The 25,675-nt window shown below is 62.3% G+C and carries 30 protein-coding genes; 20 read left to right on the forward strand and 10 right to left on the reverse strand.

Features of this window, described 5'->3' with window-relative positions; translation table 11 throughout:
- Positions 1 to 35: 35 nt before the first annotated feature.
- From HX811_RS29685 to HX811_RS29705, 5 genes are all read left to right on the forward strand, one after another.
- A complete protein-coding gene (locus tag HX811_RS29685) occupies positions 36 to 605 on the forward strand; it encodes a YqgE/AlgH family protein (protein ID WP_003213742.1) in 570 nt (189 codons plus the stop codon).
- The gene (gene ruvX / locus HX811_RS29690; RefSeq protein WP_003213744.1) at positions 605 to 1,042 is read left to right on the forward strand and encodes a Holliday junction resolvase RuvX; all 438 of its coding nucleotides are present in this window, start codon (positions 605 to 607) and stop codon (positions 1,040 to 1,042) included. The genes HX811_RS29685 and ruvX overlap by 1 nt, the downstream gene beginning before the upstream one ends.
- A gap of 72 nt (positions 1,043 to 1,114) precedes the next feature.
- Positions 1,115 to 1,621, forward strand: a complete 507-nt coding sequence (pyrR, locus tag HX811_RS29695) for a bifunctional pyr operon transcriptional regulator/uracil phosphoribosyltransferase PyrR (RefSeq protein ID WP_003213746.1) — start codon at positions 1,115 to 1,117, stop codon at positions 1,619 to 1,621.
- 24 nt (positions 1,622 to 1,645) lie between these two features.
- The gene (locus HX811_RS29700; RefSeq protein WP_003213748.1) at positions 1,646 to 2,650 is read left to right on the forward strand and encodes an aspartate carbamoyltransferase catalytic subunit; all 1,005 of its coding nucleotides are present in this window, start codon (positions 1,646 to 1,648) and stop codon (positions 2,648 to 2,650) included.
- A complete protein-coding gene (locus tag HX811_RS29705; protein WP_003213750.1) occupies positions 2,647 to 3,918 on the forward strand; it encodes a dihydroorotase in 1,272 nt (423 codons plus the stop codon). Before HX811_RS29700 ends, HX811_RS29705 begins: the two co-directional genes overlap by 4 nt.
- A gap of 144 nt (positions 3,919 to 4,062) precedes the next feature.
- Here the strand turns inward: HX811_RS29705 and HX811_RS29710 are convergent, their stop codons facing one another.
- Positions 4,063 to 4,491 carry a TM2 domain-containing protein gene (locus tag HX811_RS29710; protein ID WP_003213752.1) on the reverse strand — a complete coding sequence of 143 codons (429 nt, stop codon included), beginning with the start codon at positions 4,489 to 4,491 and terminating at the stop codon, positions 4,063 to 4,065.
- A 250-nt stretch (positions 4,492 to 4,741) separates the two neighbouring features.
- Between HX811_RS29710 and HX811_RS29715 the strand changes: the two genes are divergently transcribed.
- Positions 4,742 to 5,377: a C40 family peptidase gene (locus HX811_RS29715; RefSeq protein ID WP_023659314.1), complete on the forward strand. Its 636-nt coding sequence runs from the start codon at positions 4,742 to 4,744 to the stop codon at positions 5,375 to 5,377.
- Between the two features lie 131 nt (positions 5,378 to 5,508).
- Here HX811_RS29715 and HX811_RS29720 read toward each other — a convergent pair whose 3' ends face one another.
- Positions 5,509 to 6,543, reverse strand: coding sequence for a type IV pilus twitching motility protein PilT (locus HX811_RS29720; RefSeq protein WP_177048545.1), 1,035 nt, complete (start codon positions 6,541 to 6,543; stop codon positions 5,509 to 5,511).
- Positions 6,544 to 6,600: 57 nt separating this feature from the next.
- On the opposite strand from HX811_RS29720, the gene HX811_RS29725 reads away from it, so the two are divergent.
- From HX811_RS29725 to HX811_RS29765, 9 genes are all read left to right on the forward strand, one after another.
- Entirely contained in the window at positions 6,601 to 7,287 is a 687-nt protein-coding gene (locus HX811_RS29725; RefSeq protein ID WP_008434154.1) for a YggS family pyridoxal phosphate-dependent enzyme, read from the forward strand.
- 33 nt (positions 7,288 to 7,320) lie between these two features.
- Entirely contained in the window at positions 7,321 to 8,139 is an 819-nt protein-coding gene (proC, locus tag HX811_RS29730; protein WP_177048547.1) for a pyrroline-5-carboxylate reductase, read from the forward strand.
- Between the two features lie 24 nt (positions 8,140 to 8,163).
- Positions 8,164 to 8,751, forward strand: coding sequence for a YggT family protein (locus HX811_RS29735; RefSeq protein ID WP_003213764.1), 588 nt, complete (start codon positions 8,164 to 8,166; stop codon positions 8,749 to 8,751).
- Positions 8,752 to 8,981: 230 nt separating this feature from the next.
- Entirely contained in the window at positions 8,982 to 10,121 is a 1,140-nt protein-coding gene (locus HX811_RS29740; protein WP_177048548.1) for a homoserine O-acetyltransferase, read from the forward strand.
- Between the two features lie 7 nt (positions 10,122 to 10,128).
- Positions 10,129 to 10,749 carry a methionine biosynthesis protein MetW gene (gene metW / locus HX811_RS29745; RefSeq protein ID WP_003213768.1) on the forward strand — a complete coding sequence of 207 codons (621 nt, stop codon included), beginning with the start codon at positions 10,129 to 10,131 and terminating at the stop codon, positions 10,747 to 10,749.
- A gap of 21 nt (positions 10,750 to 10,770) precedes the next feature.
- A complete protein-coding gene (locus tag HX811_RS29750; RefSeq protein ID WP_177020246.1) occupies positions 10,771 to 11,205 on the forward strand; it encodes a DUF4426 domain-containing protein in 435 nt (144 codons plus the stop codon).
- A complete protein-coding gene (rdgB, locus tag HX811_RS29755; RefSeq protein WP_008434161.1) occupies positions 11,202 to 11,798 on the forward strand; it encodes an RdgB/HAM1 family non-canonical purine NTP pyrophosphatase in 597 nt (198 codons plus the stop codon). Before HX811_RS29750 ends, rdgB begins: the two co-directional genes overlap by 4 nt.
- Entirely contained in the window at positions 11,795 to 12,997 is a 1,203-nt protein-coding gene (gene hemW / locus HX811_RS29760) for a radical SAM family heme chaperone HemW (RefSeq protein WP_256343980.1), read from the forward strand. Before rdgB ends, hemW begins: the two co-directional genes overlap by 4 nt.
- Positions 12,998 to 13,016: 19 nt before the next feature.
- Entirely contained in the window at positions 13,017 to 13,340 is a 324-nt protein-coding gene (locus tag HX811_RS29765; RefSeq protein WP_003213776.1) for a DUF3392 domain-containing protein, read from the forward strand.
- Between the two features lie 138 nt (positions 13,341 to 13,478).
- Here the strand turns inward: HX811_RS29765 and trmB are convergent, their stop codons facing one another.
- The 4 genes from trmB to HX811_RS29785 form a co-directional block, all read right to left on the reverse strand.
- Positions 13,479 to 14,204, reverse strand: coding sequence for a tRNA (guanosine(46)-N7)-methyltransferase TrmB (gene trmB / locus HX811_RS29770; RefSeq protein ID WP_177048550.1), 726 nt, complete (start codon positions 14,202 to 14,204; stop codon positions 13,479 to 13,481).
- 9 nt (positions 14,205 to 14,213) lie between these two features.
- Complete coding sequence (locus tag HX811_RS29775) at positions 14,214 to 15,008, reverse strand: thiazole synthase (RefSeq protein ID WP_008434166.1); 795 nt, start codon at positions 15,006 to 15,008, stop codon at positions 14,214 to 14,216.
- Between the two features lie 65 nt (positions 15,009 to 15,073).
- Positions 15,074 to 15,274: a sulfur carrier protein ThiS gene (gene thiS / locus HX811_RS29780; protein ID WP_008434168.1), complete on the reverse strand. Its 201-nt coding sequence runs from the start codon at positions 15,272 to 15,274 to the stop codon at positions 15,074 to 15,076.
- A 71-nt stretch (positions 15,275 to 15,345) separates the two neighbouring features.
- Positions 15,346 to 15,723 (reverse strand): DUF423 domain-containing protein, encoded by a 378-nt coding sequence (locus tag HX811_RS29785; protein ID WP_003213781.1) that lies wholly within the window; start codon positions 15,721 to 15,723, stop codon positions 15,346 to 15,348.
- Positions 15,724 to 15,797: 74 nt separating this feature from the next.
- On the opposite strand from HX811_RS29785, the gene mtgA reads away from it, so the two are divergent.
- Positions 15,798 to 16,520: a monofunctional biosynthetic peptidoglycan transglycosylase gene (gene mtgA, locus HX811_RS29790; protein ID WP_003213782.1), complete on the forward strand. Its 723-nt coding sequence runs from the start codon at positions 15,798 to 15,800 to the stop codon at positions 16,518 to 16,520.
- Between the two features lie 135 nt (positions 16,521 to 16,655).
- Here mtgA and rpoH read toward each other — a convergent pair whose 3' ends face one another.
- The 4 genes from rpoH to ftsY form a co-directional block, all read right to left on the reverse strand.
- Positions 16,656 to 17,510, reverse strand: coding sequence for an RNA polymerase sigma factor RpoH (gene rpoH, locus HX811_RS29795; RefSeq protein ID WP_003176698.1), 855 nt, complete (start codon positions 17,508 to 17,510; stop codon positions 16,656 to 16,658).
- 129 nt (positions 17,511 to 17,639) lie between these two features.
- Positions 17,640 to 18,662: a permease-like cell division protein FtsX gene (ftsX, locus tag HX811_RS29800; RefSeq protein ID WP_003213783.1), complete on the reverse strand. Its 1,023-nt coding sequence runs from the start codon at positions 18,660 to 18,662 to the stop codon at positions 17,640 to 17,642.
- On the reverse strand, positions 18,659 to 19,330 hold the full coding sequence (gene ftsE / locus HX811_RS29805) for a cell division ATP-binding protein FtsE (RefSeq protein ID WP_003213784.1): 672 nt from the start codon (positions 19,328 to 19,330) through the stop codon (positions 18,659 to 18,661). The genes ftsX and ftsE overlap by 4 nt, the downstream gene beginning before the upstream one ends.
- Positions 19,327 to 20,748, reverse strand: coding sequence for a signal recognition particle-docking protein FtsY (gene ftsY / locus HX811_RS29810; RefSeq protein WP_177048552.1), 1,422 nt, complete (start codon positions 20,746 to 20,748; stop codon positions 19,327 to 19,329). Before ftsY ends, ftsE begins: the two co-directional genes overlap by 4 nt.
- A gap of 232 nt (positions 20,749 to 20,980) precedes the next feature.
- Between ftsY and HX811_RS29815 the strand changes: the two genes are divergently transcribed.
- From HX811_RS29815 to HX811_RS29830, 4 genes are all read left to right on the forward strand, one after another.
- Complete coding sequence (locus tag HX811_RS29815) at positions 20,981 to 22,336, forward strand: pitrilysin family protein (RefSeq protein ID WP_003213786.1); 1,356 nt, start codon at positions 20,981 to 20,983, stop codon at positions 22,334 to 22,336.
- Complete coding sequence (locus HX811_RS29820; RefSeq protein ID WP_003213787.1) at positions 22,329 to 23,819, forward strand: pitrilysin family protein; 1,491 nt, start codon at positions 22,329 to 22,331, stop codon at positions 23,817 to 23,819. The genes HX811_RS29815 and HX811_RS29820 overlap by 8 nt, the downstream gene beginning before the upstream one ends.
- Positions 23,819 to 24,430 carry a 16S rRNA (guanine(966)-N(2))-methyltransferase RsmD gene (gene rsmD / locus HX811_RS29825; RefSeq protein ID WP_063026488.1) on the forward strand — a complete coding sequence of 204 codons (612 nt, stop codon included), beginning with the start codon at positions 23,819 to 23,821 and terminating at the stop codon, positions 24,428 to 24,430. Before HX811_RS29820 ends, rsmD begins: the two co-directional genes overlap by 1 nt.
- Before the next feature lie 208 nt (positions 24,431 to 24,638).
- On the forward strand, positions 24,639 to 25,634 hold the full coding sequence (locus HX811_RS29830; RefSeq protein ID WP_177048554.1) for a hydrolase: 996 nt from the start codon (positions 24,639 to 24,641) through the stop codon (positions 25,632 to 25,634).
- Positions 25,635 to 25,675: the final 41 nt, after the last annotated feature.

The raw sequence follows: 25,675 nt of genomic DNA on the forward strand, positions 1-25,675 counted from the left end.
TGTCAGTTCGCCCCTCCAACGCCACACTAGCGGACATGAAAAATGTCAGCCCGACCTACCTCAAGCACCAATTCCTGATCGCCATGCCCCATATGGCCGACCCGAACTTTGCGCAGACCTTGACCTACATCGTCGAGCACACCGCCAATGGTGCGATGGGGTTGGTGGTCAACCGCCCGCAAGACCTGAACCTGGCCGATATCCTCGAGCAACTGCGCCCGGACATCGACCCACCCGCCAGCTGCCAGCACGTACCGATCTACATCGGCGGGCCGGTGCAGACGGACCGGGGTTTTGTGCTGCACCCCACCGGGCCGAAATTCCAGGCGACCGTGGACCTTGAAGGGTTGTCCCTGTCCACGTCCCAGGACGTCCTGTTCGCGATTGCCGACGGCGTAGGGCCTGATCAAAGTGTGATCACCCTCGGCTACGCCGGCTGGGAAGCCGGGCAACTGGAGGCGGAGCTGGCGAGCAATGCCTGGCTGACCTGCCCGTTCGACGCCGACATCCTGTTCAACACCCCCAGCGAACTGCGCCTGGAAGCGGCCGCCGCCAAGCTGCGGATCAACCTCAGCCTGCTGACCAGCCAGGCGGGGCACGCCTGATGGCCTTGCGTCTGATCCTCGGTTTCGACTACGGCACCAAACAGATCGGCGTCGCCGTCGGCCAGGTGATTACCGGCCAGGCCCGCGAGCTGTGCACCCTGAAGGCCCAGAACGGCGTGCCGGACTGGAACCAGGTCGAAGCCCTGATCAAGGAGTGGAAGCCCGACGCCGTGGTGGTCGGCCTGCCGCTGAACATGGACGGCACCCCGAGCGAGATGTGCCTGCGGGCCGAAAAGTTCGCCCGCCGCCTGAACGGCCGCTACAACCTGCCCTTCTATACCCACGACGAACGCCTGACCACGTTCGAAGCCAAGGGCGAGCGTCGCGACCGTGGCGGGCAAAAAGGCAGTTACCGCGACAACCCGGTGGATGCCATCGCCGCGGCCCTGCTGTTGCAGGGCTGGCTGGATGAAAACACCGCTTTATTTGAATCCTGACTGACGCGGCTTGCCGCGTCTTCTTACGTTTGAGCCCGGACCTTGCCTGCGCGAGGCCTAGAAGGAGCACCCATGAGCCTGCCCAATCCCGCCGACCTGATCAGCCAGATGGCGATCCGCCTCAAGGCGCACCTGGAACACCGTGCCATCAGCGAGCCGCGCTTTATCGGCATCCGCACCGGTGGCGTGTGGGTGGCCCAGGCGCTGCTGGAAGAACTGGGCAGCGACTCGCCCCTGGGCACCCTGGACGTGTCTTTCTACCGTGACGACTTCAGCCAGAACGGCCTGCACCCGCAAGTGCGCCCCTCGGCCCTGCCCTTCGAGATCGAAGGCCAGCACCTGGTGCTGATCGATGACGTGCTGATGAGCGGTCGCACCATACGTGCCGCGATGAACGAACTGTTCGACTACGGCCGCCCGGCCAGCGTGACCCTGGTCTGCCTGCTGGACCTGGACGCCGGCGAATTGCCGATCAGCCCGGACGTGGTCGGCGCCACCCTGTCCCTGGAAGCCCACCAGCGGGTAAAATTGTCCGGTCCCACGCCGCTCGAACTCGAACTGCAAGACCTTGCCCTTTAAACCGCCTTGTAAAGAGTCCCCGCGATGACGCCTCTAGATGCCAAGCGCCCGCTGCAGCTCAATGCTCAGGGCCAGCTGCAACACTTCCTGTCCCTCGACGGCTTGCCCCGCGAACTGCTCACCGAAATCCTCGACACGGCCGACTCGTTTCTCGAAGTCGGCGGCCGGGCGGTGAAGAAAGTCCCGTTGCTGCGCGGCAAGACCATCTGCAACGTGTTCTTCGAGAACTCGACCCGCACCCGCACCACCTTTGAACTGGCGGCCCAACGCCTGTCGGCTGACGTGATCACGCTGAACGTGTCCACCTCGTCGGCGAGCAAGGGCGAAACCCTGCTCGACACCCTGCGCAACCTGGAAGCCATGGCGGCCGACATGTTCGTGGTGCGCCACGGCGATTCCGGTGCTGCGCACTTCATCGCCGAGCACGTGTGCCCGAATGTGGCGATCATCAACGGCGGCGACGGCCGTCACGCCCACCCGACCCAGGGCATGCTCGACATGCTGACCATCCGGCGGCACAAGGGCAGCTTTGAAAACCTCTCGGTGGCCATCGTCGGCGACATCCTGCACTCGCGGGTTGCACGCTCGAACATGCTGGCCCTGAAAACCCTGGGTTGCCCGGACATCCGCGTGATCGCCCCCAAGACCCTGCTGCCGATCGGCATCGAGCAGTACGGCGTGAAGGTCTACACCGACATGGCCGAGGGCCTCAAGGATGTGGACGTGGTGATCATGCTGCGCCTGCAGCGCGAGCGTATGGCGGGCGGCCTGCTGCCGAGCGAAGGCGAGTTCTATCGCCTGTTCGGCCTGACCACCGCACGCCTGGCCGGCGCCAAGCCGGACGCCATCGTGATGCACCCGGGGCCAATCAACCGTGGCGTGGAGATTGAGTCGGCGGTGGCCGATGGCGCGCAGTCGGTGATTCTCAACCAGGTCACGTACGGCATCGCCATCCGCATGGCGGTGTTATCCATGGCCATGAGCGGGCAAACCGCGCAACGTCAATTCGAGCAGGAGAACGCCCAGTGAAGCTCAGCATTCTCGGCGCCCGAGTCATCGATCCGGCCAGCGGCCTGGATCAAGTCACCGATCTACACCTGGAAGCCGGCAAGATCATTGCCATCGGCGCCGCACCCGCAGGCTTCAGCGCCAGCGAAACTATCGACGCCAAAGGCCTGATCGCCGCGCCTGGCCTGGTTGACCTGAACGTCGCCCTGCGTGAGCCGGGCTACAGCCGCAAGGGCAACATCACCAGCGAAACCCGCGCCGCCGCTGCCGGTGGCGTGACCAGCCTGTGCTGCCCGCCCCACACCAAACCGGTGCTGGACACCTCGGCGGTGACCGAACTGATCCTCGACCGCGCCCGCGAAGCCGGCAACTGCAAAGTGTTCCCCATCGGCGCCCTGAGCAAAGGCCTGGACGGCGAACAACTGGCCGAACTGATCGCCCTGCGCGACGCAGGCTGCGTGGCCTTCGGCAACGGCCTGGAGAGCTTTCGCAGCACCCGCACCCTGTGCCGTGCGCTGGAATATGCGGCGACTTTCGACCTGACCGTGATTTTCCACTCCCAGGACCGTGACCTGGCCGAAGGCGGCCTGGCCCACGAAGGCGCCACCGCGAGCTTCCTCGGCCTGCCGGGCATCCCGGAAACCGCCGAGACCGTGGCCCTGGCCCGCGACCTGCTGCTGGTGGAACAAAGCGGCGTACGCGCGCACTTCAGCCAGCTGACCAGCGCTCGCGGCGTGGCCCTGATCGCTCAGGCCCAGGCCCGCGGATTGCCGGTGACGGCGGATGTGGCGCTGTATCAGCTGATTCTGACGGATGAGGCGCTGATCGACTTCTCCAGCCTGTATCACGTGCAGCCGCCACTGCGTACCCGCGCTGACCGTGACGGTTTGCGGGCGGCAGTGAAGTCCGGGGTGGTTTCGGCGATCTCCAGCCATCACCAGCCCCACGAGCGGGATGCCAAGCTGGCGCCGTTCGGCGCGACGGAGCCAGGCATCAGCAGCGTCGAGCTGTTGCTGCCGCTGGCAATGACGTTGGTGGAAGATGGTTTGCTGGACCTGCCGACCCTGCTGGCGCGTCTCAGTGCGGGCCCTGCCGAGGCGCTTCGCCTGCCGGCGGGCAAGCTGGCGGTGGGCTCGGCGGCGGACCTGGTGCTGTTTGATCCGGCCAGCTCCACGATTGCCGGGGAACACTGGCTGTCCAAGGGTGAAAACTGCCCATTCATCGGCCATAGCCTGCCGGCGACTGTGCGGTACACGCTGGTGGATGGGCGGATCAGCTACCAGGCTTGAATCCAATCCGGAGTGGGCACAGTCAGTGTGGGAGCTGGCTTGCCTGCGATGCGGGCACCTCGGTGTATCTGATGCACCGAGGCGATGCTATCGCGGGCAAGCCCGGCTCCCACATTTGACCGTGCCCGCATTGGGTTCGAGTGCTTAACGGCCGCCGTTGCGCTCGGCATTGCGGATCGAAATCTGCGTATTCAGCGTCCAGAAGTCATACAGCACCCCGATCAGGAACAAGCCCCCGGTCAGCAGGTAAATGATCCCGCTGATCCATTTGCCCTGATACATGCGGTGCAAACCGAACACACCCAGGAACGCCAACAGAATCCAGGCCACGTTGTACTCGATCGGCCCGGCGGTAAATCGCAGGTCCGCTTCGCGGTCCATTGCCGGAATCAGGAACAAGTCGATCAACCAGCCAATCCCGAACAAACCGAAGGTGAAAAACCAGATCGTCCCGGTCACCGGCTTGCCGTAATAAAAGCGGTGAGCACCGGTAAAACCGAAAATCCAAAGCAGGTAGCCGATCACCTTGCTGTGGGTGTCTTGTTGCGAAACATCCTGTCGATAGGTGTTCATGGAGTACCTCTTTAGCCTCGATAGATAAATATTTCTGGTTTCTTTGTGACTTTTTTACGGGCGCCCGACATGCGGCAAATGGTATCTTCGCTTCCCTCAAAGCCTTATACCGCCTGACTTGTGTAGGACAATCGCGGCAATTCGTCACGGTTTTCCTGAATTTGACCCCAGGGTTCAGTCGACAAACGGCCTTAGCACGACACAAAAAGCTGTTATAAAGTTGCGCGCAAACCAAAAAGAGCCACGCCTAATGCGACCATTTTTCAAGACATGGCTAACCATTTGCCTATTAATGCCACTGGCCGCCCACGCCACCAATCGTGAGCAACGACTTCCCAACGTTAACGGTTTCACCCCTAAAGTTCACGCCACCACCAGCTCCGCCAAATCGGTAAAGCTGACCGTGAAGCGCCCGACTCAACTGAGCAAGGCCCACGGTAATGCAGCGCCAGGGCTGATGGCCGTCAACACCAAGCAAAGCAGCAACGTCCTCAGCCGTGCCGTCAACGTGCTCGGTACTCCTTATCGTTGGGGCGGCAGCAGCCCAAGTAAAGGGTTCGACTGCAGCGGCTTGGTGAAATATGCGTTTAACGACGTAAAAGCCGTGGATTTGCCGCGCACTTCCAACGCCATGGCCGCCGGCCACGGGCTGAAGGTTGAGCGCAAGGATTTGAAACCGGGTGACCTGCTGTTCTTCAAACTGAAGAGCCGCCAGGTGAACCACGTTGCCATCTACCTGGGCAACGACCGTTTCATCCACGCACCGCGTCGTGGCAAGTCCGTGAGCATCGATACGCTGAAGAAGCCGTTCTGGGACAAGAACTACGTGATTGCCAAGCGTGTTCTGCCTAAAGAGCAGAACAACCTGCGGATTGTGCAGCGCTGATTGATCGTTCCCACGCTTGATCGTTCCCACGCTCTGCGTGGGAATGCCTCACTGGACGCTCCGCGTCCGCTCTTGTGACGCAGAGCGTCACGGGCTGCGTTCCCACGCGGAGCGTGGGAACGATCATGATCTTAAATATCCCCAGGCGCCCTCGCCTTCTCCCGGGCATGCTCCCGGCTGATCAGCCCCTGGCTGACCAACGCCTTCAAACTCATGTCCAGCGTCGTCATCCCCAACGCCCCGCCGGTCTGAATCGCCGAATACATCTGCGCCACCTTGTCCTCGCGGATCAAATTACGAATCGCCGGTGTGCCGAGCATGATTTCGTGAGCCGCCACCCGCCCGCCGCCGACCTTCTTCACCAGCACCTGGGACACCACCGCCTGCAATGACTCCGAGAGCATCGAGCGGACCATGGTCTTTTCCCCCGCCGGAAACACATCCACCACCCGGTCCACGGTTTTAGCCGCCGACGTGGTGTGCAACGTGCCAAACACCAGGTGCCCGGTTTCCGCCGCCGTCAGTGCGAGCCGAATGGTTTCCAGGTCCCGCAATTCGCCCACCAGGATCACATCCGGGTCCTCCCGCAATGCCGAACGCAGGGCAGCCGAGAAGCTGTGGGTATCGCGATGCACCTGTCGCTGGTTGATCAGGGCATTTTTCGGGTGGTGGATAAACTCGATCGGGTCTTCAAGGGTGAGGATGTGCTGACGGCGATGGGTGTTGAGGTAATCAATCATCGCCGCCAGGGTCGTGGACTTGCCGGAACCGGTCGGCCCGGTGACCAGCACCAGCCCCCGGGGCAAGTCTGCGATGCGCCGGAACACCTCGCCCAACCCCAGGTGTTCCAGGCTCTGCACCGTTGAGGGGATGGTACGAAACACCGCGCCCATGCCCCGGTGCTGCTGGAACACATTCACCCGAAACCGCGCCACCTCGGGCAACTCGAAGGCAAAATCCGTTTCAAGAGATGTTTCGAAATCCTTTTGCTGGTGATTGTTCAGCAAAGGGCTGAGTAACGACGCCACTTGCACCGGCGCAAGTACAGGCCAATCGAGTGGCCAGACCTCGCCATCCACTCGCAGCATCGGCGCCAACCCGGCCGACAGATGCAGGTCCGAGGCCCGCAGGCGTACGCCGGCGGCCAGCAGTTCAGTGATATCCATAGGGCTTTCCATTTCCAGTAGAATGCCGCGGACTCCATATCCACGGGCGCAACTTGAATGTCGACCATAGCAGACAACATCGGCCTGGTTTCCGAGCGGATCCGGGCAGCCGCCGAGGCCGCGCAGCGCGACGCAGGCAGCGTGCACCTGCTGGCCGTGAGCAAGACCAAACCCGCACAGGCCGTGCGCGAAGCCTATGCCGCCGGGATGCGTGACTTTGGCGAGAACTATCTGCAGGAAGCCCTGGGCAAACAGGCCGAATTAACCGACCTGCCCTTGAGTTGGCACTTCATCGGCCCCATTCAATCGAACAAGACTCGTGCGATCGCCGAGAACTTCGCCTGGGTGCATTCCGTGGACCGCCTGAAAATCGCACAACGCCTGTCCGAACAACGCCCGGCTGACCTGCCGCCGCTGAATATCTGCATCCAGGTCAACGTCAGTGGCGAAGCCAGCAAGTCCGGCTGTACACCCGCCGACCTGCCCGCCCTGGCCGAAGCCATCAGCGCCCTGCCGCGCCTGAAGCTGCGCGGCCTGATGGCGATTCCCGAGCCGACCGACGACCGTGCAGAGCAAGACGCAGCCTTCGCCACCGTGCGCGACCTGCAAGCGAGCCTCGACCTGGGGCTCGACACACTTTCCATGGGCATGAGCCATGACCTTGAGTCGGCCATCGCCCAAGGGGCCACCTGGGTGCGGATCGGTACCGCCCTGTTTGGTGCCCGCGACTATGGCCAGCCTTGAAATGGCTGACTTCCATCTGAGTAAGGACCTGTCATGAGCAACACGCGTATTGCCTTTATCGGCGCCGGCAACATGGCGGCCAGCCTGATCGGCGGCCTGCGGGCCAAGGGCCTGGAAGCACAACAGATTCGCGCCAGCGACCCGGGCGCCGACACCCGCTCCCGCGTCAGCGCCGAGCACGGCATCGACACCTTCGCCGACAACGCACAAGCGATCGAAGGCGTGGACGTGGTAGTGCTGGCGGTCAAGCCGCAGGCCATGAAAGCCGTGTGCGAAAGCCTGCGGCCTAGCCTCAAGCCCCATCAACTGGTGGTGTCCATCGCCGCCGGCATCACTTGCGCCAGCATGAACCACTGGCTCGGCGCCCAGCCGATTGTGCGTTGCATGCCCAACACCCCGGCGCTGCTGCGCAAGGGCGTGAGCGGCTTGTACGCCACATCCGAAGTCACTGCCCAACAGCGCGACCAGGCACAAGAGCTGTTGTCCGCCGTAGGTCTCGCCGTGTGGCTGGAACAAGAGCAGCAACTGGACGCCGTCACCGCCGTCTCCGGCAGTGGCCCGGCGTATTTCTTCCTGCTGATCGAGGCCATGACCGCCGCTGGCGTGAAACTCGGCCTGCCGCAGGAAGTCGCCGAGCAACTGGCCGAGCAGACCGCACTGGGCGCCGCGCAGATGGCCGTGACCAGCGATGTCGACGCGGCCGAGTTGCGCCGTCGCGTGACCTCGCCCGGCGGCACGACCCAGGCGGCAATCGAATCGTTCCAGGCCGGGGGCTTTGAAGCCCTGGTGGAAAAAGCACTGGGTGCCGCAGCACATCGTTCGGCCGAAATGGCCGAGCAGCTGGGCAAATAGTCGTCCCCCACATAGGAATCAAACATGCTCGGAATCAATGACGCTGCCATTTTCATCATCCAGACCCTGGGCAGCCTGTACCTGCTGATCGTGCTGATGCGTTTTATCCTGCAACTGGTGCGGGCGAACTTCTACAACCCGCTGTGCCAGTTCGTGGTAAAGGCCACGCAGCCGCTGCTCAAGCCTCTGCGCCGGGTGATCCCGAGCCTGTTCGGCCTGGACATGTCGTCGCTGGTATTGGCGCTGCTGCTGCAGATCCTGCTGTTCGCGGTCATCCTGCTGCTCAATGGCTATCAGGCCACCACGCTGCTGTTGCTGCCGTGGGCCTTGATCGGGATCTTCTCGCTGTTCCTGAAGATCATTTTCTGGTCGATGATCATCAGCGTGATCCTGTCCTGGGTCGCTCCGGGCAGCCGCAGCCCGGGTGCCGAACTGGTGGCACAGATCACTGAGCCGGTGCTGGCACCGTTCCGTCGCCTGGTACCTAACCTGGGTGGCCTGGACATCTCGCCGATCTTCGCGTTTATCGCGATCCAGTTGCTGCAAAGCTGGGTGATTCCACGTTTGGCGTTCTATGCATTCATGCCCAAAGAACTGTTCGGTCTGATCTGACGACAATGTGGCGAGGGAGCTTGCTCCCGCTGGGCTGCGCAGCAGCCCCAAAACGGCCGACCGCGTTGCATATGCAAAATCGCGGCAACCGGACCGGGACCGCTTCGCGCTCCAGCGGGAGCAAGCTTCCTCGCCACAAAAAGCCTTAAAAACACCAGCCGCAGGCCTTTGCTTGCCGCTGGGTGCAGCGGTCTTTAGACTTACGCCTCATTTAAACGAGAGCAGGGTCGATGCCAACTGCCTTCCCCCCCGATTCTGTTGGACTGGTCGTGCCCCAAGTGGCGCACTTCAGCGAACCGCTGGCCCTGGCCTGCGGCCGTTCGCTGCCCGCCTACGACCTGATCTATGAAACCTACGGCCAACTGAACGCCAAGGCCAGCAATGCCGTGCTGATCTGCCACGCCCTGTCCGGCCACCACCACGCTGCGGGTTTCCACAGCATGGACGAGCGCAAGCCCGGCTGGTGGGACAGCTGCATCGGCCCCGGCAAGCCCATCGACACCAACAAGTTCTTCGTGGTCAGCCTGAACAACCTCGGCGGCTGCAACGGCTCCACCGGCCCCAGCAGCCTCAACCCGGAAACCGGCAAGCCGTTTGGCGCCGATTTCCCGGTGCTGACCGTGGAAGACTGGGTGCACAGCCAGGCGCGCCTGGCCGACGTACTGGGCATCGCCCAATGGGCTGCCGTGATCGGCGGCAGCCTGGGCGGCATGCAGGCCCTGCAATGGACCATCACCTACCCGGACCGCGTGCGCCATTGCCTGGCCATCGCCTCGGCCCCCAAGCTGTCGGCGCAGAACATCGCCTTCAACGAAGTGGCGCGCCAGGCGATCCTGACCGACCCCGAGTTCCACGGCGGTTCGTTCCAGGAAGCGGGCGTGATCCCCAAGCGCGGGCTGATGCTCGCGCGCATGGTCGGGCACATCACCTACCTGTCGGATGACTCCATGGGCGAGAAATTCGGCCGTGGCCTCAAGAGCGAGAAGCTCAACTACGACTTCCACAGCGTCGAATTCCAGGTCGAGAGCTACCTGCGTTATCAGGGCGAGGAGTTTTCCGGGCGTTTCGACGCCAACACCTACCTGCTGATGACCAAGGCCCTGGACTACTTCGACCCGGCGGCGAATTTCGACGATGACCTGGCGCGCACCTTCGAGGCGGCCACCGCCAAGTTCTGCGTGATGTCGTTCACCACCGACTGGCGCTTCTCCCCGGCCCGCTCGCGGGAATTGGTGGATGCGCTGATGGCCGCCAAGAAAGACGTCTGCTACCTGGAGATCGACGCACCGCAAGGCCACGACGCCTTCCTGATCCCGATCCCGCGCTACCTGCAGGCCTTTGGCAACTACATGAACCGAATAGCACTGTGAGAACGCCATGAGAGCCGACCTGGAAATCATCCAAGACTGGATCCCCGCCGGCAGCCGCGTGCTCGACCTCGGTTGCGGCGATGGCGAACTGCTGAGCTGGCTGCGCGACAACAAGCAAGTCACCGGCTATGGCCTGGAAAACGACCCGGACAACATCGCCCAGTGCGTGGCCAAGGGCATCAACGTGATCGAGCAGGACCTGGACAAGGGCCTCGGCAACTTTGCCAGCAACAGCTTCGACATCGTGGTCATGACCCAGGCGCTGCAAGCTGTGCACTACCCGGACCGGATCCTCGACGAAATGTTGCGCGTCGGCCGCCAGTGCATCATCACGTTCCCCAACTTCGGCCACTGGCGCTGCCGCTGGTACCTGGCCACCAAGGGCCGCATGCCGGTGTCGGACTTCCTGCCGTACACCTGGTACAACACGCCCAACATCCACTTCTGCACCTTTGAAGACTTCGAAGCGCTGTGCGGCGAGCGCGAAGCCAAAGTCATCAACCGCCTTGCCGTCGATCAACAGCATCGTCACGGCTGGGCGAGTAAGCTATGGCCCAACCTGCTGGGTGAGATCGGGATCTACCGGGTCAGCAGCCCGGGCCTGACGGACCACCAGATTGCCGTCTAACCATTTTCAAGGAGGACGATCATGAGTCGCCTGGCTGTTTTTCTACTCACCGCGTGCCTGAGCGTCAGCGCTATGGCGGCGGATGTTATCGACGGTAATCGCCAGAAAGAATTCGGCGATATCACCGTTCATTACAACACCTTCACCTCCAGCTTCCTGCAGCCGGAAACCGCCCAGAAAGTTGGCGTGGTGCGCAGCAAGGAGAAGGGCTTGATCAACGTGACCGTGATCAAGGGCGTAACCCCGGTGGCCGCGCAAGTGACAGGCACTATCAAGGACCTGGGCGGCAAGAGCGAGATCCTGACGTTCAAGCAAATCGACGAGAAAGGCGGGATTAATTACCTCGCGCCATACTCTGTGACACAGCGGGAATACAAGACGTTTACCATCAATGTTGAAACCGGCGGCAAAGCCCATAGCTTCCAATTCAACCAGGAACTGTTTCCGGCGCAATGATGAACCTTACTCAACTCGTACTGGCCAGCCATAACGCCGGCAAGCTCAAAGAACTCCAGGCCATGCTCGGCGACTCGGTGCAATTGCGCTCGATTGGCGAGTTCAGCCAGGTAGAGCCGGAAGAGACCGGCCTGTCGTTTGTCGAGAACGCCATCCTCAAAGCCCGCAACGCCGCGCGTATTTCCGGCCTGCCGGCACTGGCTGACGATTCGGGCCTGGCCGTGGACTTCCTGGGCGGCGCGCCTGGCATCTACTCGGCACGTTACGCCGACGGTAAAGGCGACGCGGCCAACAACGCCAAGCTGCTGGACGCCCTCAAGGACGTGCCCGACGCGATGCGCGGCGCGCAGTTCGTCTGCGTGCTGGCCCTGGTGCGTCACGCCGATGATCCATTGCCGATCCTCTGCGAAGGCTTGTGGCACGGTCGCATCCTGCATGCGGCCAGCGGCGAGCACGGTTTCGGTTATGACCCGTTGTTCTGGGTGCCGGAGCGCAATGTCTCCAGTGCCGAACTGAGCCCGGCCGACAAGAACCAGATCAGCCACCGCGCCCGCGCAATGGATTTGCTGCGCCAGCGTCTGGGCCTGAAATGACTCAGAACACCTCCGCGCAGCCACTGATTCTCGGTGGCGCGCAAACACCTCGGGCGGCCCTGCCTCACCTGCCGCCCCTGGCGCTGTATATCCACATCCCGTGGTGCGTGCGCAAATGCCCCTATTGCGACTTCAACTCCCACACCGCCAGCAAGGTGCTGCCGGAGGAAGAGTACGTCGACGCGTTGCTGGCCGACCTCGATCAGGACCTGCACGCGGTGTACGGCCGTGAGCTGAGTTCGATCTTTTTCGGCGGCGGCACCCCAAGCCTGTTCAGCGCCGTTGCCCTGGGCCGGTTGCTCAAGGGCGTGGAAGCGCGCATCCCGTTTGCCGGCGATATCGAGATCACCCTGGAAGCCAACCCCGGTACCTTCGAGCAAGAGAAGTTCGTGGCGTACCGCAAGCTGGGGATCAATCGGCTGTCGATTGGCATCCAGAGTTTCCAGCAGGAAAAACTCGAAGCCCTGGGCCGCATCCACAACGGTGACGAAGCCGTGCGTGCCGCCGGCATGGCGCGCCAGGCCGGGTTCGACAACTTCAACCTGGACTTGATGCACGGTTTGCCCGATCAGTCCCTGGAGGACGCCCTGGGCGACCTGCGCCAGGCCATTGCCCTAAAGCCCACGCATCTGTCCTGGTATCAACTGACCCTGGAACCCAACACCGTGTTCTGGAACCAGCCGCCCGTGCTGCCGGAAGACGACACCCTGTGGGACATCCAGGAAGCCGGCCAGGCGTTGCTCGCCGAACACGGTTACGCCCAGTACGAAGTCTCGGCCTACGCCCAACCGGGCCGGCCGGCGCGGCATAACCTGAACTACTGGAGCTTTGGCGATTTTATCGGTATCGGCGCCGGTGCCCACGGCAAGCTCAGCCATCCGGATGGGCGCATCGTGCGCACCTGGAAAACCCGGGCACCGAAGGACTACCTCAACCCGGCGAAAAACTACCAGGCCGGCGCGAAAGAACTGACCAACGAAGAGTTACCGTTCGAGTTCCTGATGAACGCCCTGCGCCTCACTGACGGCGTCGAAGCCAGGCTTTACGCCGAGCGTACCGGCCTCGAACTGGCCAGCCTCGATGAAGCTCGCCGCGAGGCAGAACAAAGTGGCCTGATGCAGGTCGAACCGTCACGCCTGGCGGCCACCGACCGCGGGCAACTCTTTCTCAATGACCTGCTGCAGAAGTTTTTGAGCTGATTGCTCTTAAGGAAATCAAATGGATCTGGTACTCGACCTGCTCGCCACCGTATCCCGCTGGAGCCGTAGCAACCTGTCGGAAATCTCCCTGGCGTTGGTAGGTTGCCTGCTGGTGCTGTTTGGCGCCGACATCAAGGGCTGGGTCGAAGCACGGCTGGGCAGCATCGCGGGAGCGCTGCGCGTGCCGCTGATGGCGCTGGTGTGCATGATCGGCAGCGGTGCTGCGCTGATTTATGCCACACCGTGGATTGTTCGCGGGTTGAGCCAGTTCAACAACTACAGCCTGGCGCCGGTGTTGTTGGTGGTGCTGGTGTTGATTGGGGTGGTGGCGGATCGCCGCTGACTCAAGCCCCACACAAAACAAAATGTGGGAGCTGGCTTGCCTGCGATGCAGACACCTCGGTGTATCAGTGATACCGAGGTGATGCGATCGCAGGCAAGCCAGCTCCCACAGTTGATTGCATTTCAGCTTTCGAGCTAACTACGCCTGCTTCTCGAACTTCAAATCCCAAACCCCATGCCCGAGTCGCTCGCCACGACGTTCGAACTTGGTGATCGGCCGCTCGGCCGGGCGCGGGACGCATTTGCCGTCTTCCGCCAGGTTGCGGTAGCCAGGGGCGACGTTCATCACTTCCAGCATGTACTCGGCATACGGTTCCCAGTCGGTGGCCATGTGCAGGATGCCGCCCACTTTCAGCTTGCTGCGCACCAGTTCCGCGAAGGAAGCCTGGACGATGCGGCGCTTGTGGTGGCGGCTCTTGTGCCAGGGGTCCGGGAAGAACAGCATCAGGCGGTCGAGGCTGTTGTCGGCGATGCAGCGGTTGAGCACTTCGATCGCGTCGCAGTCGTAGACCCGCAGGTTGGTCAGGCCCTGAGTCAGCACGCCGTTCAGCAGCGCACCAACACCCGGACGGTGTACTTCAACCCCGATAAAATCCTGCTCCGGCGAAGCCGCGGCCATTTCCAGCAGGGAATGGCCCATGCCGAAGCCGATCTCCAGGGAGCGTGGTGCCGAGCGGCCAAACACCTGGTCGTAATCCACCGGCGCGTCTGCCAGCGGCAGGACGAACAGCGGCGTGCCCTGCTCCAGGCCCTTTTGCTGGCCCTCGGTCATGCGACCGGCGCGCATCACAAAACTCTTGATGCGGCGGTGCTTGGACTCGTCGCCCTCTTCCAGGGTGTTCGGCGTTTCGTTTGATTCAGTCATCAATGGCTCTTACTTGATCAGACCATCCAGCGGCGAGGAGGCGCTGGCGTAAAGTTTTTTCGGCATGCGCCCGGCGAGATACGCCAGGCGGCCGGCGACAATTGCGTGGTTCATGGCTTCAGCCATCAGGACCGGCTGCTGCGCATGGGCGATCGCCGAGTTCATCAGCACCGCATCGCAACCCAGTTCCATGGCGATGGTGGCGTCGGAGGCAGTGCCCACGCCCGCATCCACCAATACCGGGATCCTGGCTTCCTCGAGGATGATCTGCAGGTTGTACGGATTGCAGATGCCCAGGCCGGAACCGATCAGGCCGGCCAGCGGCATCACCGCGATGCAGCCGATTTCCGCCAATTGACGGGCAATGATCGGGTCATCACTGGTGTAGACCATCACGTCGAAGCCTTCCTTGACCAGGGTTTCGGCGGCCTTGAGGGTTTCGATCACGTTGGGGAACAGGGTTTTCTGGTCGGCCAGCACTTCCAGCTTCACCAGGTTGTGGCCGTCGAGCAGCTCACGGGCCAGGCGGCAGGTGCGCACGGCTTCGATGGCGTCGTAGCAACCGGCGGTGTTCGGCAGGAAGGTGTAGCGATCCGGCGACAGCACTTCGAGCAGGTTCGGCTCGCCCTCGATCTGGCCGAGGTTGGTGCGGCGCACGGCGAAAGTAACGATCTCGGCGCCCGAGGCTTCGATGGCCAGGCGGGTTTCTTCCATGTCGCGGTACTTGCCGGTGCCGACCAGCAGACGCGACTGGAAGGTACGACCGGCCAGGACGAAAGGCTTGTCGCTACGAACGATGCTCATGGGAAATCCTCGAGTTGGGGTGAGGTTCTGCAGAATGCGGGTTGGCGCCCTGGAGCGCCGGACGGCTAGCCGCCGCCGATGGCGTGGACCACTTCGACCTGGTCACCCTCGGTGAGCGCGGTCTCGACGTGCTGGCTACGCGGGACGATATCCTGGTTGAGCTCCACTGCGACGCGGCGTCCGGTCAAGTCCAGACGGGTCAGCAGGGCCGCAACGGTTTCACCGTCGGGCAGTTCAAAGGGTTCGCCGTTCAACTGAATGCGCATGCCACGGGCCGCCATCGTTTTTAGGGGCCAGCATTCTAGCGTGATTGACGTTGCTGGCCCAAGCCCCTTGGTCAGGCAGCCTGTAGACGCCACGCCGCCAAACCGAGGAAGAACCAGCCCAGCAGGAACGCCAGGCCACCAAACGGGGTGATGATGCCGAGCTTGCTGATGCCGGTCATGGTCAGCACATACAGGCTGCCGGAGAACAGCAGGATGCCCACGGCAAAAGACACACCCGCCCACGTCACCAGCCTGCCCGGGATGTGCGCCGCCAACAGTGCCACGCCGAACAGCGCCAGGGTGTGCACCAACTGGTAGGTCACGCCGGTGTGGAAAATCGCCAGGTACTCGGCGCTCAGGCGGTTTTTCAGGCCGTGGGCGGCAAACGCGCCCAGGGCGACGCCGGTGAAACCGAAAAAGGCAGCCAGCATCAGAAAGCCACGCAACATGAGGAACTCCAGTCAGACTCAGGGGGCAGGGTCTGTATAATGGCCCGCTCAACGGGTTCGGCCAAGCCATCTCTATGCTGCGTCTCCTCTTCAAGCGTTTTCTCAAAGCCCTCAAGTGGTTTGCCATCGGCAGCGTGCTGCTGGTGCTGCTGTTCCGTTTCGTGCCGCCACCGGGCACTGCGTTGATGGTTGAGCGCAAGGTCGAGTCCTGGGTCGACGGCGAGCCGATTGACGTACAGCGCACGTGGGTGCCGTGGGATCAGATCTCCGACGAACTGAAAGTGGCGGTGATGGCGGGCGAAGACCAGCGCTTCCCGCAACATTGGGGTTTTGATTTCGGCGCGATCCAGGCGGCATTGCAGCATAACGAGCGCGGCGGTTCGATTCGTGGCGCCAGCACCTTGAGCCAGCAGGTGTCGAAGAATCTGTTCCTGTGGACCGGCCGCAGCTATTTCCGCAAGGGGCTGGAAGCCTGGTTTACCGGGCTGATCGAAATTCTCTGGCCCAAGCAGCGAATTCTTGAGGTGTACCTCAACAGCGTGGAATGGGATGAAGGCGTGTTCGGCGCCGAAGCGGCGGCGCGGCATCACTTTGGCGTGAGCGCCAAGGCGCTGACCCGCCAGCAGGCCAGCTACCTGGCGGCGGTGTTGCCTAATCCGCGGGTGTGGAGTGCCAGCCATCCAACGTCGTATGTCGCGCGACGGGCGGCGTGGATTCGGCAGCAGATGAGTCAGTTGGGTGGCGACAGCTATTTGAATGAGCTGAACAACTCGCGCAAGGCGCTCTGGGCTGACTGACCCACCACAAAACAAAAGTGGGAGCGGGCTTGCTCGCGAAAGCGGTGTGCCAGTCAATACCTTAGGTGACTGATCCACCGCTTTCGCGAGCAAGCCCGCTCCCACATTTCGATCGCGCTGTCCTAGCTACCTGTGTCAGGCGGCGATCGACAGTTTCAGCTTGTTCATCGCACTCTTCTCGAGCTGACGAATCCGCTCGGCCGACACGTTGTACTTCTGCGCCAGGTCGTGCAGCGTGGCTTTTTCTTCTGCCAACCAGCGCTGGTAGAGAATGTCACGGCTGCGGTCGTCCAGCACTTCCAGCGCTTCGTGCAGGTTGTGATTGGAGTTGTCGCTCCAGTCGGCATCTTCCAGCTGACGCGCCGGGTCGTACCGGTGGTCTTCCAGGTAGTTGGCCGGCGATTGGAAGGCGCTGTCGTCGTCCGCTTCGGCGGCCGGGTCGAAGGCCATGTCATGGCCGGTCAGGCGACTTTCCATCTCGCGCACTTCACGTGGCTCTACGCCGAGGCTTTCGGCCACGCGATGCACTTCTTCGTTGTTCAGCCACGCCAGGCGTTTCTTCTGGCTGCGCAGGTTGAAGAACAGTTTGCGCTGGGCCTTGGTGGTCGCGACTTTCACGATGCGCCAGTTGCGCAGGATGAATTCGTGAATTTCCGCCTTGATCCAGTGCACAGCAAACGACACCAGGCGCACACCCATTTCCGGGTTGAAGCGCTTCACAGCTTTCATCAGGCCAACGTTGCCTTCCTGAATCAGGTCAGCCTGGGCCAGGCCGTAGCCGCTATAGCTACGGGCGATATGTACGACAAAACGCAGGTGGGCGAGCACCATCTGCCGAGCCGCCCCCAAATCCTGCTCATAGTAGAGACTCTCGGCCAGTTCACGCTCCTGCTCGGGCGTCAGCAATGGAATGCTGTTGACCGTGTGCACATAGGCCTCCAGGTTCGCACCCGGGACCAGAGCATAAGCAGGTTGCAAAGAAGTGGTCATACGAAAAAACCTCCGACTCACATAACTCGTGCAGTTCAGCACTGCGAAAATTGACCGGGAACCGTAGGACAAGTTCCCTAAACCACTGATACGGTCAATACAAACGAAACCACATTACCCTGACATTAACTACTTCGGTGCCAGCTCACGTAAATGCCGTGCGACCGCAATCCAAGCACCGATATACCCCAAGAGCACTGCCCCAAGCAACAATGACAGACCATCGGCTGCCGGCACGCCGGCCAGGGCAAAATCGCTGCCGTACAAACCGGCAAGCCCCACCACCGCATCGTTCAGCCAGTTCAGGCCAAAAGCCAGTACGCCCCAGGACAAAATTCCCGCACCGAAGCCATAAAGCGCACCCATGTACAGAAAAGGCCGACGCACATAGCTGTCCGTACCGCCGACGAGTTTAATCACTTCTATCTCGGTGCGGCGGTTTTCAATATGAAGACGAATGGTATTGCCTATCACCAAAAGTAATGCAGACACCAGCAACACCGTCAGGCCGAACACAAACCGGTCGCCCAGCTTGAGAATCGCGGCCAACCGCTCTACCCAGACTAGATCAAGTTGTGCCTGTTGGACCTTCGGCAGCTCTGCGAGTTTTTGTCGCAGGGCTTCCAGGGTGGTCTTGTCGACCTCGTTCGGGGTGACCAGCACCACGCCCGGCAGCGGGTTTTGCGGCAACTCCTTGAGCGCCTCGCCCAGGCCGGACTGTTGCTGGAACTCTTCCAGGGCTTGATCGCGGCTGATGTACTCAGCCTCGGCCACACCCGGAATGCCCTTGATCTGGTCGCGCAGGGACTCACCGTCCTGGGCGCTGGCATCCAGGTTCAGGTACAGGGAAATCTGCGCCGCCCGCTGCCACGAACCGCCAAGGCGCTCGACATTGTTCAGCAGCAATGACAAGCCCATGGGCAGGCTCAAGGCCACGGCCATGACCAGGCAGGTAAAAAAGCTGCCGATCGGCTGCTTGCCGAGGCGGCGCAGGCTGTCTACCAGGCTGGCACGGTGGCTTTCGATCCAGGCATGCACCAGGGTGCCGAAATCCGGGCCATCGTCTTCGTCGCGTTTTTTCTTCTGTGGCTGCGGGTCGGCCGCCTTTGGCGCGACGCGCTCGGAAACCTTCGGGCTGCGTGTTGCACTCATACCCCAGCCTCCCCGTCACCGATCAGGCGGCCGCGTTGCAGGGTCAGCATGCGGTGGCGCATGCGGGCGATCAGCGCCAGGTCGTGACTGGCGATCAGCACGCTGGTGCCCAGGCGGTTGATGTCTTCGAACACGCCCATGATTTCTGCGGCCAGGCGCGGGTCGAGGTTACCGGTGGGTTCGTCCGCCAGCAGCAAGGCCGGGCGATGGACGATGGCGCGGGCGATGCCGACGCGCTGTTGCTGGCCGGTGGACAGGTCGCCTGGGTACAGGTCGGTCTTGTCCGACAGCGCCACGCGCTCCAGGGCCGAATCCACGCGCTTGACGATTTCGGCCTTGGACAGACCGAGAATCTGCAACGGCAAGGCGATGTTGTTGAACACCGTGCGATCGAACAGCAACTGGTGGTTCTGGAACACCACGCCGATCTGGCGACGCAGGAATGGAATCTGTGCGTTGCTGATGGTTGCCAGGTCCTGGCCCGCCAGCAGCAGTTTGCCGGTGGTTGGGCGCTCCATGGCCAGCAGCAGACGCAACAAGGTACTTTTACCGGCACCCGAATGGCCGGTCACAAACAAGAATTCGCCGCGACGCACCCGGAAACTCAGCTCATGCAAGCCGACATGCCCGTTGGCGTAGCGTTTACCGACCTGTTCGAAACGAATCATGAACGCTCCCGCTCGGCAAACAGTGCCTGTACAAAGGGTTCGGCTTCAAAAGTGCGCAGGTCGTCGATGCCTTCACCGACGCCGATGTAACGAATCGGCAACCCGAACTGCTTGGCCAGGGCGAAGATCACACCGCCCTTGGCCGTGCCGTCGAGCTTAGTCAATGCCAGGCCGGTCAGCTGGACCGTCTGGTGGAATTGTTTGGCCTGGCTGATGGCGTTCTGGCCGGTACCGGCGTCCAGCACCAGCAATACCTCGTGGGGCGCGTCGGCATCGAGCTTGCCGATGACGCGGCGAACTTTCTTCAGCTCTTCCATCAGGTTGTCTTTGGTGTGCAGGCGACCGGCGGTATCGGCGATCAGCACATCAATGTTGCGCGCCTTGGCGGCCTGCACCGCATCGAAGATCACCGAGGCCGAATCGGCGCCGGTGTGCTGGGCGATGACCGGGATCTTGTTGCGCTCGCCCCAGACCTGCAATTGCTCCACGGCGGCGGCACGGAAGGTGTCACCGGCGGCGAGCATGACTTTCTTGCCTTCCAGTTGCAGCTTCTTCGCCAACTTGCCGATGGTGGTGGTCTTGCCGGCGCCGTTGACGCCAACCACCAGGATCACAAACGGCTTTTTCTGCGTGTCGATGATCAGCGGCGCTTCCACCGGCTTGAGCATGTTGGCCAGCTCGGCCTGCAGCGACTTGTAGAGCGCATCGGCGTCGGTCAGCTGCTTGCGCGCGACCTTCTGGGTCAGGCTCTGGATGATCACGGCGGTGGCTTCGACGCCCACGTCGGCGGTCAGCAGGCGGGTTTCGATGTCCTCCAGCAGCTCGTCATCGATGGTCTTTTTGCCGAGGAACAGGCTGGCCATGCCTTCGCCGATGCTGGCGCTGGTCTTGCTCAGGCCTTGCTTGAGGCGGGCAAAGAAACCGGTCTTGCCGGTTTCGGCAGGAACAGCAGGCTCTTCGATGACTGCTGGCGCGGCGACGGAGACCGGAACAGGTTCGGCAACCATCGGTGCAGGCACCTCAACCACTGGCGGCGCCTGGACCACAACGGGCGCAGGCTCCACGAGGGCCGGAATCGGCGGCGTCACATGCGCGGCCAGCTCGTCTTCAACCAGTGCTACAGGCTCTTCTGCCACCGGCAACACCAGCCATGGCTTGTGCACTGGCTCTGGCTCTGGCTCTGGCGCAGGTTCTGGCTCAACCACCGGCTGCAACACCGGCTCGGCCATCGGCAACACCACCGGGGCCGGTGTTTCGGCAACCGGTTCGGCTTCTACTATGGATTCGGGGATCGGTTCAGCTTGAACCTGCGGCTGTTCGACGACGGTTTCCTGCGGCTTTTTGCGCAGCCATCCGAACAGGCCTTTTTTCTCGCCAGCCGCAGCTGGGGTCTTCTTGTCGTCGTTGGAACCAAACATGGAGACGGCTATCTCAAGGTAGCGACGCGCCAGGGGGCGTGCCGGTAAATAAAATTCGATGCGTAACAGACTGTTTTTTAGCCAGCTCGTTCATGCGCAACATTTTGTAAGGCCTAAATAGAGCCTTAACAAGACAGCCATAGTGGCCGTCCCTAGGTCGGACCAGTATCCTAGCACCTCCTCGCCCGCCGACGCTAAGACCAAGCGGGCAGCCCAACAGGTTTAAAAACGAATGAATGCTCTAGCCCGCCGCGCCGCAGGCCTGCTGCTCAGCACAGTTTGTCTGCCCCTTTCAGCTTTGGCTGCCGACCCACAACCCACCCATGAATTCACCCTGGACAACGGCCTCAAGGTCGTCGTGCGCGAAGACCATCGCGCCCCGGTGGTGGTTTCCCAGGTCTGGTACAAGGTTGGCTCCAGCTACGAAACCCCGGGCCAGACCGGTTTGTCCCACGCCCTGGAACACATGATGTTCAAGGGCAGCGCCAAGGTCGGCCCCGGCGAGGCTTCGTTGATCCTGCGTGACCTGGGCGCCGAAGAAAACGCCTTCACCAGCGACGACTACACCGCCTACTACCAAGTGCTGGCCCGTGACCGCCTGGGCGTCGCCTTCGAGCTGGAAGCCGACCGCATGGCCAGCCTGCGCTTGCCGGCCGACGAGTTCAGCCGCGAGATCGAGGTGATCAAGGAAGAGCGCCGGATGCGCACCGACGACAACCCGATGTCCAAGGCCTATGAGCGCTTCAAGGCCATGGCCTACCCGGCCAGCGGCTACCACACGCCGACCATCGGCTGGATGGCCGACCTGGACCGCATGAAGGTTGAAGAGCTGCGCCACTGGTACCAATCCTGGTACGTGCCGAACAACGCCACCCTGGTAGTGGTGGGCGACGTAACCCCGGATGAAGTCAAAACCCTGGCCCAGCGCTATTTCGGCCCGATCCCCAAGCGCGACGTCCCCCCGGCGAAAATCCCGCTGGAACTGGCCGAGCCCGGTGAACGCCTGCTGACTATGCATGTACAGACCAAACTGCCGAGCGTGATCCTTGGTTTCAACGTGCCGAGCCTGGCCACCGCTGAAGACAAACGCTCGGTCAACGCCCTGCGCCTGATCTCGGCCCTGCTGGACGGCGGCTACAGCGCGCGCATCTCGACACAACTGGAGCGCGGCGAAGAGCTGGTGTCCGGCGGCTCGTCGAGCTACGACGCCTACACCCGCGGTGACAGCCTGTTCACCCTGACTGCCACACCGAACCTGCAAAAGAAAAAGACCGTGGCCCAGGCTGAAGCCGGCCTGTGGCGCCTGCTGGATGAGCTGAAGGCCAAGCCACCGAGCGCTGAAGAACTGGAGCGTATCCGCGCCCAGGTCATCGCCGGCGTGGTTTACCAGCGCGACTCGATCACCAGCCAGGCCACTGCCATCGGCTCCCTGGAGACGGTGGGCCTGTCCTGGAAACTCATGGACACCGAGCTGGCCGAGCTGCAAAGCGTCACCGCCGAAGATATCCAGAAAGCTGCACGCACCTATTTCACCCGCGAACGTCTCAGCGTCGCCCATGTCTTGCCTGAGGAGACCGCTCATGAGTGAACGTAAAAACAACCGCCTGGTGCTGCCCGGCCTGATCGTGGTGACTTTGGCTGCGGCCTGCGCGGTGTACTTGCTGCGCCCCAGCGAATCCGTCGCCAGCCAGGCGCTGGAGCAGGCCAAGTCCGCCAACAAGCTGCAATCCCTGGCCGAGCTGGACGACAAGGCGCCGACCAACCGCAAGCTCGACGTGCAAACCTGGACCACCGCCGAAGGCGCCAAGGTGCTGTTCGTCGAAGCCCATGAACTGCCGATGTTCGACATGCGCATCCTGTTCGCCGCCGGCAGCAGCCAGGACGGCGCAACACCAGGCCTGGCGCTGTTGACCAACGCAATGCTCAACGAAGGCGTGCCGGGCAAGGACGTCAGCCAGATTGCCGCCGGTTTCGACGGCCTGGGGGCTGATTTCAGCAATGGCGCCTACCGCGACATGGCGCTGGTTTCCCTGCGCAGCCTGAGCGCCAGCGACAAGCGTGACGCCGCCCTGTCACTGTTTGACGACGTGATCGGCAAGCCGACCTTCCCGGCAGACTCCCTGGCGCGGATCAAGAACCAGCTGCTGGCGGGCTTCGAGTACCAGAAACAGAATCCCGGCAAACTGGCGAGCATCGAGCTGTTCAAGCAGCTCTATGGCGACCACCCTTACGCGCACCCGAGCGAAGGCAACGCCGAGAGTGTGCCGAAGGTGACTCTTGCGCAATTGAAGGACTTCCACGCCAAGGCCTACGCCGCCGGCAACGCAGTGATTTCCGTAGTCGGCGATCTGACCCGCGCCGAAGCCGAAGCCATGACCGCCAAGGTTTCCGCGTCCCTGCCAAAAGGCCCGGCGCTGGCGAAAATCGCCCAACCGGTCGAGCCCAAGGCTGGCACCACGCACATCGAGTTCCCGTCCAAGCAGACAACCCTGCTGCTGGCGCAACTGGGTATCGACCGTGCCGACCCGGATTACGCCGCGCTGTCCCTGGGTAACCAGATTCTCGGCGGCGGTGGCTTCGGCACCCGTTTGATGAGCGAAGTGCGCGAGAAACGCGGCCTGACCTACGGCGTATACTCCGGCTTCTCGCCGATGCAGGTACGCGGCCCGTTCATGATCAACCTGCAAACCCGCGCCGAAATGAGCGCCGGCACGCTGCGATTGGTGCAGGACGTACTCGCCGACTACCTCAAGACCGGCCCGACACAGAAAGAACTCGATGACGCCAAGCGCGAACTGGCCGGCAGCTTCCCGCTGTCCACCGCGAGCAACGCCGATATCGTCGGGCAGCTGGGCGCCATGGGTTTCTACAACCTGCCGCTGAGCTACCTGGAAGATTTCATGAAACAATCCCAGGCGCTGACCGTTGACCAGGTCAAAGCTGCTTTGAACAAACATTTGAGTGCCGACAAGATGGTCATCGTGACCGCCGGCCCGACGATTGCGCAAAAGCCACTACCGCCCCCCACTGATAAACCCGCCGAGCAACCGCTCGGGGTTCCGGAGCATTAATGGCCCGTCCATCCCGTCCCAAAAAACCTGTCCACAACGTTCACAACGGTGTGGGCCAACTGCGCATCATCGGCGGAGAGTGGGGCAGCCGTAAGCTGAGCTTCCCTGATGTCGTGGGCCTGCGCCCGACGCCAGACCGCGTGCGTGAAACCCTGTTCAACTGGCTCGCGCCGTACATCGCCGGGGCCAAGGTGCTGGACCCGTTCGCGGGTAGCGGCGCGTTGTTCCTGGAGTCGCTGTCCCGTGGCGCGGCGCTGGGCCAGGCGCTGGATGCCAGCAATGTGGCGGTCGCCAGCCTCAAGGAACACCTGGGCACGCTGCGTTGCACCACCGGGCAAGTGCAGACGGCTGATGCGTTGCGCTACCTGGAAACCCAGGAAGCCCGTGAGTTTGATGTGGTGTTTCTTGATCCGCCGTTCAACCAGAACCTGCTGCCGACTGTATGTGCGCTGCTGGAAGAGCGTCAGTGGTTGGCGCCGGATGCCTGGATCTACACGGAAAGCGAAACCGCACCGTCCACACTCGGCCTGCCGGGCACGTGGCGCCTGCACCGCGAGCAGAAATCCGGGCGGGTGTATTACGCGTTGTGGCAACGTACGACACAAAGCTAACCCTGTGGCGAGGGAGCTTGCTGTGGCGAGGGAGCTTGCTCCCGCTGGGCTGCGCAGCAGCCCCAAAGCAGGCGACCGAGTTTTCTGAGAGATTGAGGGGGCGGTTTTAGGGCCGCTTCGCGGCCCAGCGGGAGCAAGCTCCCTCGCCACAGCAAGCTCCCTCTCCACAGGTTGCTCATCCGCTCTGCCACCTGCCGCGAGAACCATCGTGTCAAAAACGCCCGACCGCTTTACCCCCGCCTTCGGCCTCGGCAACCCGCACCTGCAAACGTTGTGGGGACCGCTGTGGCGCAAAACCACGCACATCGAACGCCAGCGCGAACGGCTGTGGCTGGCAGACGGCGACTTTCTCGACCTCGACTGGCATGGGCCGCATGACGCAACCACCCCGCTGGTGCTGGTACTGCACGGGCTGACCGGCTCGTCCAACTCGCCCTATGTAGCCGGCCTGCAAAAAGCCCTCGCAACCCAAGGCTGGGCCAGCGTCGCGCTGAACTGGCGTGGCTGCTCCGGCGAACCCAACCTGCTTGCCCGCAGCTACCATTCCGGCGCCAGTGAAGACCTGGCCGAAACCATCGCTCACCTGCGGGCCAAGCGCCCGTTGGCGCCGCTGTATGCGGTGGGGTATTCACTGGGCGGGAATGTGCTGCTCAAGTACTTGGGCGAAACCGGCGAAGCCTGCGGGCTGCAAGGTGCGGCAGCCGTGTCGGTACCGTTTCGCCTGGATCAGTGCGCCGATCGCATTGGCCTGGGCTTTTCTCGGGTTTATCAGAAGCATTTCATGCGCGAAATGCTGGCCTATATCCGCGTCAAACAAAGCCGGTTTCTCAAGGATGGCCGCGAGGCAGGCCTGAAAACCCTCGCCGACCTGGGCTCGCTGGAGAAGATGCGCACGTTCTGGGACTTTGACGGCCGCGTCACCGCGCCGCTGCACGGGTTCCTCAGTGCCGAGGACTACTACCGCCGCGCCTCCAGCCGCTACTACCTCGGGTCGATTCGCACGCCGACGCTGATCATCCAGGCAGCAGACGATCCCTTCGTGTTCGCCCACAGCCTGCCCGAGGCCAGCGAACTGTCGGATTGCACCGAGTTCGAACTGCTGGCCAAGGGCGGGCATGTCGGGTTTGTGGATGGCTCGCTGAAACAGCCAACTTACTACCTGGAACGAAGAATCCCGGAGTGGCTACTGACACAACGCCGATAAAAATGTGGGAGCTCCCACATTTTGGCTCAGACCGGGTCAGG

This window comes from Pseudomonas sp. F8002 (assembly GCF_013385495.1).
GTDB lineage: Bacteria > Pseudomonadota > Gammaproteobacteria > Pseudomonadales > Pseudomonadaceae > Aquipseudomonas.

Excerpts from the sequence above, each read along its gene's own strand:
- HX811_RS29685 (WP_003213742.1), top strand. The coding sequence starts at position 36 with ATGAAAAATGTCAGCCCGACCTACCTCAAGCACCAATTCCTGATCGCC.
- ruvX (WP_003213744.1), top strand. The coding sequence starts at position 605 with ATGGCCTTGCGTCTGATCCTCGGTTTCGACTACGGCACCAAACAGATC.
- pyrR (WP_003213746.1), top strand. The coding sequence starts at position 1,115 with ATGAGCCTGCCCAATCCCGCCGACCTGATCAGCCAGATGGCGATCCGC.
- HX811_RS29700 (WP_003213748.1), top strand. The coding sequence starts at position 1,646 with ATGACGCCTCTAGATGCCAAGCGCCCGCTGCAGCTCAATGCTCAGGGC.
- HX811_RS29710 (WP_003213752.1), bottom strand. The coding sequence starts at position 4,491 with ATGAACACCTATCGACAGGATGTTTCGCAACAAGACACCCACAGCAAG.
- HX811_RS29715 (WP_023659314.1), top strand. The coding sequence starts at position 4,742 with ATGCGACCATTTTTCAAGACATGGCTAACCATTTGCCTATTAATGCCA.
- HX811_RS29720 (WP_177048545.1), bottom strand. The coding sequence starts at position 6,543 with ATGGATATCACTGAACTGCTGGCCGCCGGCGTACGCCTGCGGGCCTCG.
- HX811_RS29725 (WP_008434154.1), top strand. The coding sequence starts at position 6,601 with ATGTCGACCATAGCAGACAACATCGGCCTGGTTTCCGAGCGGATCCGG.
- proC (WP_177048547.1), top strand. The coding sequence starts at position 7,321 with ATGAGCAACACGCGTATTGCCTTTATCGGCGCCGGCAACATGGCGGCC.
- HX811_RS29735 (WP_003213764.1), top strand. The coding sequence starts at position 8,164 with ATGCTCGGAATCAATGACGCTGCCATTTTCATCATCCAGACCCTGGGC.
- HX811_RS29740 (WP_177048548.1), top strand. The coding sequence starts at position 8,982 with ATGCCAACTGCCTTCCCCCCCGATTCTGTTGGACTGGTCGTGCCCCAA.
- metW (WP_003213768.1), top strand. The coding sequence starts at position 10,129 with ATGAGAGCCGACCTGGAAATCATCCAAGACTGGATCCCCGCCGGCAGC.
- HX811_RS29750 (WP_177020246.1), top strand. The coding sequence starts at position 10,771 with ATGAGTCGCCTGGCTGTTTTTCTACTCACCGCGTGCCTGAGCGTCAGC.
- rdgB (WP_008434161.1), top strand. The coding sequence starts at position 11,202 with ATGATGAACCTTACTCAACTCGTACTGGCCAGCCATAACGCCGGCAAG.
- hemW (WP_256343980.1), top strand. The coding sequence starts at position 11,795 with ATGACTCAGAACACCTCCGCGCAGCCACTGATTCTCGGTGGCGCGCAA.
- HX811_RS29765 (WP_003213776.1), top strand. The coding sequence starts at position 13,017 with ATGGATCTGGTACTCGACCTGCTCGCCACCGTATCCCGCTGGAGCCGT.
- trmB (WP_177048550.1), bottom strand. The coding sequence starts at position 14,204 with ATGACTGAATCAAACGAAACGCCGAACACCCTGGAAGAGGGCGACGAG.
- HX811_RS29775 (WP_008434166.1), bottom strand. The coding sequence starts at position 15,008 with ATGAGCATCGTTCGTAGCGACAAGCCTTTCGTCCTGGCCGGTCGTACC.
- thiS (WP_008434168.1), bottom strand. The coding sequence starts at position 15,274 with ATGCGCATTCAGTTGAACGGCGAACCCTTTGAACTGCCCGACGGTGAA.
- HX811_RS29785 (WP_003213781.1), bottom strand. The coding sequence starts at position 15,723 with ATGTTGCGTGGCTTTCTGATGCTGGCTGCCTTTTTCGGTTTCACCGGC.
- mtgA (WP_003213782.1), top strand. The coding sequence starts at position 15,798 with ATGCTGCGTCTCCTCTTCAAGCGTTTTCTCAAAGCCCTCAAGTGGTTT.
- rpoH (WP_003176698.1), bottom strand. The coding sequence starts at position 17,510 with ATGACCACTTCTTTGCAACCTGCTTATGCTCTGGTCCCGGGTGCGAAC.
- ftsX (WP_003213783.1), bottom strand. The coding sequence starts at position 18,662 with ATGAGTGCAACACGCAGCCCGAAGGTTTCCGAGCGCGTCGCGCCAAAG.
- ftsE (WP_003213784.1), bottom strand. The coding sequence starts at position 19,330 with ATGATTCGTTTCGAACAGGTCGGTAAACGCTACGCCAACGGGCATGTC.
- ftsY (WP_177048552.1), bottom strand. The coding sequence starts at position 20,748 with ATGTTTGGTTCCAACGACGACAAGAAGACCCCAGCTGCGGCTGGCGAG.
- HX811_RS29815 (WP_003213786.1), top strand. The coding sequence starts at position 20,981 with ATGAATGCTCTAGCCCGCCGCGCCGCAGGCCTGCTGCTCAGCACAGTT.
- HX811_RS29820 (WP_003213787.1), top strand. The coding sequence starts at position 22,329 with ATGAGTGAACGTAAAAACAACCGCCTGGTGCTGCCCGGCCTGATCGTG.
- rsmD (WP_063026488.1), top strand. The coding sequence starts at position 23,819 with ATGGCCCGTCCATCCCGTCCCAAAAAACCTGTCCACAACGTTCACAAC.